Here is a 3090-nt window from a genome sequence, read left to right on the forward strand (position 1 = left end):
AAAACTAAATAAGAACTGCTATAATCAACGTTCAATATAAAGCTTAGTTAAGTCCTCGATCTATTAGTATTCGTCAGCTTCACGTATCACTACGCTTCTACCTCGAACCTATCAACCTTATCGTCTCGTAAGGGATCTTACTCATTTAAAATGATGGGAAGTCTCATCTTGAGGCGGGTTTCGTGCTTAGATGCTTTCAGCACTTATCCGTGCCACACGTAGCTACCCAGCTATGCTCCTGGCGGAACAACTGGTACACCAGTGGTGTGTCCATCCCGGTCCTCTCGTACTAAGGACAGCTCCTCTCAAACTTCCAACGCCCACGACGGATAGGGACCGAACTGTCTCACGACGTTCTGAACCCAGCTCGCGTACCGCTTTAATGGGCGAACAGCCCAACCCTTGGGACCGACTACAGCCCCAGGATGCGATGAGCCGACATCGAGGTGCCAAACCTCCCCGTCGATGTGAACTCTTGGGGGAGATAAGCCTGTTATCCCCGGGGTAGCTTTTATCCGTTGAGCGATGGCCCTTCCATGCGGAACCACCGGATCACTAAGTCCGACTTTCGTCCCTGCTCGACTTGTTGGTCTCGCAGTCAAGCTCCCTTCTGCCTTTACACTCGAACGAATGATTTCCAACCATTCTGAGGGAACCTTTGAGCGCCTCCGTTACCTTTTGGGAGGCGACCGCCCCAGTCAAACTGCCTATCTGACACTGTCTCCGAACCGGATAACGGTCCTGGGTTAGAATGTTCATACAGCCAGAGTGGTATCCCACCATTGCCTCGACGTAAGCTAGCGCTCACGCTTCTCAGGCTCCCACCTATCCTGTACAAGCTGCACAAACATTCCATATCAGATTACAGTAAAGCTCCACGGGGTCTTTCCGTCCTGTCGCGGGTAATGCGCATCTTCACGCATAGTATAATTTCACCGGGTCTCTCGTTGAGACAGTGCCCAAGTCGTTGCACCTTTCGTGCGGGTCGGAACTTACCCGACAAGGAATTTCGCTACCTTAGGACCGTTATAGTTACGGCCGCCGTTTACTGGGGCTTCGGTTCAATGCTTCGTGCGAATGCACTAACACATCCCCTTAACCTTCCAGCACCGGGCAGGTGTCAGCCCCTATACTTCGCCTTGCGGCTTCGCAGAGACCTATGTTTTTGCTAAACAGTCGCTTGGGCCTGTTCACTGCGGCTTCTCATACAAGAAGCACCCCTTCTCCCGAAGTTACGGGGTCATTTTGCCGAGTTCCTTAACGAGAGTTCTCCCGCTCACCTTCGGATACTCTCCGCGCCTACCTGTGTTGGTTTCGGGTACGGGCACCTGTGATCTTACTAGAGGTTTTTCTTGGCAGTGTGAAATGAGGAACTTCGGTACTAAATTTCCCTCCCCATCACAGCTTGAAATTGTTGAACGGATTTGCCTATCCAACTCTCTCACTGCTTGGGCGCACACATCCATCCGTGCGCTTTCCGTATCCTCCTGCGTCTCCCCATCGTTCAAACGATCACGAGGTGGTACAGGAATATCAACCTGTTGTCCATCGCTTACGCCCTTCGGCCTCAGCTTAGGTCCCGACTAACCCTGAGAGGACGAGCCTTCCTCAGGAAACCTTAGGCTTTCGGTGAAAGAGATTCTCACTCTTTTTTCGTTACTCATACCGGCATTCTCACTTCTAACGCGCTCCACAAGTCCTCACGGTCTTACTTCGCTGCACGTAGAACGCTCTCCTACCATTGTTCCTACGGAACAATCCACAGTTTCGGTGATACGCTTAGCCCCGGTACATTTTCGGCGCAAAGTCACTCGACCAGTGAGCTATTACGCACTCTTTAAATGGTGGCTGCTTCTAAGCCAACATCCTGGTTGTCTATGCAACTTCACATCCTTTTCCACTTAGCGTATACTTTGGGACCTTAACTGGTGGTCTGGGTTGTTTCCCTCTCGACAATGAACCTTATCACCCACTGTCTGACTCCCAAGATAAAGTAATTGGCATTCGGAGTTTGACTGAATTCGGTAACCCGATGAGGGCCCCTAGTCCAATCAGTGCTCTACCTCCAATACTTCTATCATCTTGAGGCTAGCCCAAAAGCTATTTCGGAGAGAACCAGCTATCTCCGTGTTCGATTGGCTTTTCACCCCTACCCACACCTCATCCCCGCATTTTTCAACATACGTGGGTTCGGGCCTCCAGTCAGTGTTACCTGACCTTCACCCTGGACATGGGTAGATCACACGGTTTCGGGTCTACGACCGCATACTAAATGCGCCCATTTCAGACTCGCTTTCGCTGCGGCTCCATGAATGATTCACTTAACCTTGCATACGATCGTAACTCGCCGGTCCATTCTGCAATAGGTACGCCGTCACGCATAAAAGCGCTCCGACTACTTGTAGGCACACGGTTTCAGGTACTCTTTCACTCCCCTCTCGGGGTACTTTTCACCTTTCCCTCACGGTACTGGTTCGCTATCGGTCACTAGGGAGTATTTAGCCTTGGGAGATGGTCCTCCCGGATTCCGACGGAATTCCACGTGTTCCGCCGTACTCAGGATCCACTTCGGAGGAAATATATTTTCAATTACAGGGCTGTTACCTTCTTTGGCTGACCTTTCCAGATCGATTCATTTAACATACTTCTTTGTAACTCCATATGAAGTGTCCTACAACCCCAGTAAGTAAACTTACTGGTTTGGGCTACATTCCATTTCGCTCGCCGCTACTAAGGAAATCGCATTTGCTTTCTCTTCCTCCAGGTACTAAGATGTTTCAATTCCCTGGGTGTGCTTCATCTACTCTATGTATTCAAGTAGATGTACTATTCCATTACGAATAGTGGGTTTCCCCATTCGGAAATCCTCGGATCACAGTTTACTTACAACTCCCCGAGGCATATCGGTGTTAGTCCCGTCCTTCGTCAGCTCCTAGTGCCAAGGCATCCACCGTGCGCCCTTATTCACTTAACTAAACCTACAAATATAATAATAATACTTTATTGATGTCGTTGATTATCTTGCTCTTATTTAGTTTTCAAGGTACAAGTTCATACTTCTTTTTCAGGTCACAGAATGTGACAAAAAAG

At 49.4% G+C, this 3090-nt stretch carries 1 rRNA gene; it reads right to left on the reverse strand.

Annotated elements, in window-relative coordinates:
- Nucleotides 1-43: 43 nt before the first annotated feature.
- Nucleotides 44-2974 (reverse strand): 23S ribosomal RNA (locus DFR56_RS22450).
- Between the last annotated feature and the right edge of the window lie 116 nt (nt 2975-3090).

The organism is Pseudogracilibacillus auburnensis (assembly GCF_003201975.1).
Lineage (GTDB): Bacteria > Bacillota > Bacilli > Bacillales > Amphibacillaceae > Pseudogracilibacillus > Pseudogracilibacillus auburnensis.